This window comes from Aphanothece sacrum FPU1, from assembly GCF_003864295.1.
GTDB lineage: Bacteria > Cyanobacteriota > Cyanobacteriia > Cyanobacteriales > Microcystaceae > Aphanothece_B > Aphanothece_B sacrum.
The window spans coordinates 32501-35473 of record NZ_BDQK01000018.1; the positions used below are offsets into that span (position 1 = coordinate 32501).

The 2973-nt window shown below is 50.0% G+C and carries 1 tRNA gene and 2 rRNA genes (1 of these 3 running past the window's edge); all 3 read right to left on the bottom strand.

Features of this window, described 5'->3' with window-relative positions:
• A 23S ribosomal RNA gene (locus tag AsFPU1_RS22290) occupies positions 1 to 1783 on the bottom strand; it reaches 1175 nt to the left of the window's first position.
• Between the two features lie 151 nt (positions 1784 to 1934).
• Positions 1935 to 2008, bottom strand: a tRNA-Ile gene (locus tag AsFPU1_RS22295).
• A 204-nt stretch (positions 2009 to 2212) separates the two neighbouring features.
• A 16S ribosomal RNA gene (locus tag AsFPU1_RS22300) occupies positions 2213 to 2973 on the bottom strand; the annotation flags it as partial.

Below are 2973 nucleotides of genomic sequence, written 5' to 3' on the forward strand. Positions count from 1 at the left end.
CTTCTCCCGAAGTTACGGGGTCATTTTGCCGAGTTCCTTAGAGAGAGTTATCTCGCGCCCCTTAGTATTCTCTACTCCCCTACCTGTGTCGGTTTCGGGTACAAGTAATTGGCTCTTAACGTGGTTCGGGCTTTTCTGGGAAGCATGACTCATGCCACTTCGCCTCCGTAGAGGCTCGGATTCGCTCCTTAGCTCAAAACGTTTTCTCCGTTCTTCAACGCCTCGGTCACTTACACTGGTAACCATCATCCAGCTGACATCAGCCTTCTCCGTCCCCCGGCACAAAAGTCAATTAGTACGGGAATATTAGCCCGTTGTCCATCGACTACGCTCTTTAGCCTCGCCTTAGGTCCTGACTAACCCTCCGTGGACGAGCCTTGCGGAGGAACCCTTAGGGTTTCGGGGTTAGGGATTCTCACCCTAATTTTCGCTACTCAAGCCGACATTCTCACTTCTGTACTGTCCACACCTGCTTGCCGCTAGTGCTTCACCCTATACAGAACGCTCCCCTACCCAAGAATTATCAATTATGAATTATGAATTATGAAAAAGAAGTTCAACTCCTTTTTATAATTTATAATTTACAATTTATAATTCTTGCCACAGCTTCGGTAGAATACTTAGCCCCGTTCATTTTCGGCGCAGGAGCGCTTGACCAGTGAGCTATTACGCACTCTTTTAAGGATTGCTGCTTCTAGGCAAACCTCCTGGTTGTCCATGCACTCCCACCTCCTTTATCACTTAGTATCCATTTGGGGACCTTAGCTGGTGGTCTGGGCTGTTTCCCTTTCGACGATGAAGCTTATCCCCCACCGTCTCACTGGTTGATGCTTACAGGGTATTCTGAGTTTATCTCGCTTTGGTACCGCTCTCGCAGCCCGCAGCGAAATAGTGCTTTACCCCCCCATAAGGTACACAACCGCTGCGCCTAAACGCATTTCGGGGAGAACCAGCTAGCTCCGGGTTCGATTGGCATTTCACCCCTAACCACAGCTCATCCGCTAATTTTTCAACATTAGTCGGTTCGGACCTCCACAAGGTATTACCCAAGCTTCATCCTGGCCATGGTTAGATCACCCGGGTTCGGGTCTACAAACTGTGACCAAGGGTCGCCCTATTCGGACTCGCTTTCACTTTGGCTTCAAGTTCTCACTCTTAACCTGCCACAGCCTGTAAGTCGCCGGCTCATTCTTCAACAGGCACACGGTTAGACGTTAAATCGTCCTTCCATTGCTTGTAGGCTAACGGTTTCATGTTCTATTTCACTCCCCTCATCGGGGTTCTTTTCACCTTTCCCTCGCGGTACTGGTTCACTATCGGTCACACAGGAGTATTTAGCCTTACGAAGTGGTCTTCGCTGATTCACACGGGATTTCTCGTGACCCATGCTACTCGGGATACAGTTAAGCTGTTCAAGTTTTCAACTACAGGACTTTCACCTTCTGTGGTGCAGTATTCAGCTGCTTCGTTTAACCATCCTAGTCTACGTTACTGTCCCACAACCCCATCAACCGAAGTCAATGGTTTAGGCTGGTCCCTTTTCGCTCGCCGCTACTGGGGGAATCGCTTTTGCTTTCTTTTCCTCGGGCTACTAAGATGTTTCAGTTCGCCCGGTTGGCTCGCGTCATCCTATATATTCAGATGACCGTACTAGGGGTTGCCCCATTCGGATATCTCCGGATCATTGCTTGCTTCCAGCTCCCCGGAGCGTTTCGTCGGTAACTACGTCCTTCATCGCCTCTGTGTACCTAGGTATCCACCGTTAGCCCTTTGTAGCTTGACCAATAGGTCATCTTCAATTGACTTTTTTCTTGACTCGTTATTCTGCAGTTTTCAAGGTGCTGTACTGGACTACTAATAGGGCCCAGCAGTCTGTCTCACTCATGAAGGTAAGACTCGGTGCTGAACAAATAGGGTCAGTCGAAACAATTAGGTGGGCCATCCTGGACTCGAACCAGGGACCTCACCCTTATCAGGGGTGCGCTCTAACCAGCTGAGCTAATAGCCCTTAGAAGTTATCAGTTATCAGTTGTTTGACTGACTGCTGTTGGCTGATTGACCCGAACAGACTTCCTAGTTTGAAAGCTTTAATACGATTTTCTTCCCCTTGCACGACCTTGGGATGTCTTAAATTATGAATTATAAATTATAAATTCTGAATTATTTGTCATAATTCGTCATTTTGCATTCATAATGAAAGAAGGTCTCCCTAAAAGGAGGTGATCCAGCCACACCTTCCGGTACGGCTACCTTGTTACGACTTCACCCCAGTCACTAGCCCCACCTTCGGCGTCCCCCTCCACAAGGGTTAGGGTAACGACTTCGGGTGTGGCCAGCTTCCATGGTGTGACGGGCGGTGTGTACAAGGCCCGGGAACGAATTCACCGCAGTATGCTGACCTGCGATTACTAGCGATTCCTCCTTCATGCAGGCGAGTTGCAGCCTGCAATCTGAACTGAGGCTGGGTTTGATGAGATTCGCTTGCCCTCGCGGGGGTCGCTACCCGTTGTCCCAACCATTGTAGTACGTGTGTAGCCCAGGGCGTAAGGGGCATGCTGACTTGACGTCATCCTCACCTTCCTCCGGTTTGTCACCGGCAGTCTCTCTAGAGTGCCCAACTTGAATGATGGCAACTAGAAGCGAGGGTTGCGCTCGTTGCGGGACTTAACCCAACATCTCACGACACGAGCTGACGACAGCCATGCCACCACCTGTGTTCGCGTTCCCGAAGGCACTCTCCTATTTCTAAGAGATTCGCGACATGTCAAGCCCTGGTAAGGTTCTTCGCGTTGCATCGAATTAAACCACATACTCCACCGCTTGTGCGGGCCCCCGTCAATTCCTTTGAGTTTCACACTTGCGTGCGTACTCCCCAGGCGGGAAACTTAACGCGTTAGCTTCGGCACGGCTCGGGTCGATACAAGCCACACCTAGTTTCCATCGTTTACAGCTAGGACTACAGGGGTATCTAAT